Annotated in this window: 1 protein-coding gene; it reads left to right on the forward strand. The window is 40.0% G+C overall.

Annotated features, from left to right (window positions below; all coding sequences use genetic code 11):
- Nucleotides 1–143: 143 nt before the first annotated feature.
- The coding region (locus CU635_RS22350) for a DDE-type integrase/transposase/recombinase (RefSeq protein ID WP_101579567.1) at nt 144–1438 on the forward strand (1295 nt) is incomplete at its 3' end.

The raw sequence follows: 1438 nt of genomic DNA on the forward strand, positions 1-1438 counted from the left end.
CGTATTGTCAAAAATTAAATATATAAATCAAGCAAATACATTGATATCAGAGGGTTTATAAGCAAAAAACTTGCCACCCCCTAAATCTTACGGTTAATTGAGGTTACCAGACCACCAACAACCTAAGAAACGGAAGTGACAAGTTGTACTCTCAATTAATAATCTATTTGCTTGAATTTATCAAGTACCAAGATCAAATCATTCGCACATTACTGACTCTCCTCATCGGAAAAAGTATGTTCGATAAACCTACTGAAAAACCTGTGAATAAGCCTTATCAGAAACTTCAGGTGGACGAGCTTCCAATCATTGAAACTCTTCAAAAGTTTGATTATCGCAGGCTTCTCGACGAGTATAGGGAGAAGCATGGCAAACCCCTTAAGCCTGTACAGAGGCGTTCACATTCAAAAGTGATCGTCTCTAAATCCATAAATTGTCCAAGGTGTGGAGCTCCGTCCGATTATCTTTATGCCAATAATGGAGAGAAAGGACAATATCAATGCAAGGTGTGTTCCTGTCTTTTTAATCAAAAGAATCATTATTCTAAAGAAGCTGTACTGAAATGTCCGCACTGCGCTAAAACATTAGAAAAGATTAAAGAAAGAAAAGATTTCCTGATCTTTAAGTGTAAAAACAACGACTGTCCCTATTACCAAAAGAAACAAATTGGATTGTCTCAAAAGGAGAAAAAACAGTTTAAGAAAGATCCTCAGTCATTCAAAATGCGCTACATTTTTCGTCAGTTTCACATCGATTATCAACCGTTAGCGAAGCGCTCACCCAAGAAACCAAAAGTGGATTTATCCAGGCTTTACGTGTCTCCTCATACACTGGGACTGATCTTGACCTATCATGTGAACTATGGACTGTCGGCCCGGAAAACAGCTGCACTCATGAAGGATGTTCATGGTCTAACGATCTCACACCAGAGTATACTGAATTACGAGAATAGCGTGGCTCTTATGCTTAAACCGTATGTGGATCATTATCCTTATGAGCTTTCTGATCAATTTTGCGGTGATGAAACCTACATCCGGGTAAATGGACGCTGGCATTATTTATTTTTCTTTTTTGATGCCGTAAAAAAGATCATTTTGTCTTATCCTGTGTCTCCTAATCGGGATACACAAGCCGCCATTCTGGCGATAGACGAGGTTCTACTCAAGATGAAAGAGATTCCTGAAGACCTCACCTTTGTAGTAGACGGCAATCCGATTTACCTTCTAGCCCAACATTTTTTTGCCCAGCACGACATTTCGTTTGATGTGAAGCAGGTCATTGGGCTGACGAACGAAGATCCAGTTTCCACGGAGTTCAGACCACTTAAACAAATCATTGAAAGACTGAACCGAACGTTCAAGGGCAATTATCGAGCCACACATGGCTTTGGATCTGAACAGGGTTCGGTTTCTTTCGTCACGCTGTTTGTGGCTTACTT

The sequence above is a fragment of the Bacillus canaveralius genome (assembly GCF_002860125.1).
GTDB classification, from domain to species: domain Bacteria; phylum Bacillota; class Bacilli; order Bacillales; family Cytobacillaceae; genus Bacillus_BJ; species Bacillus_BJ canaveralius.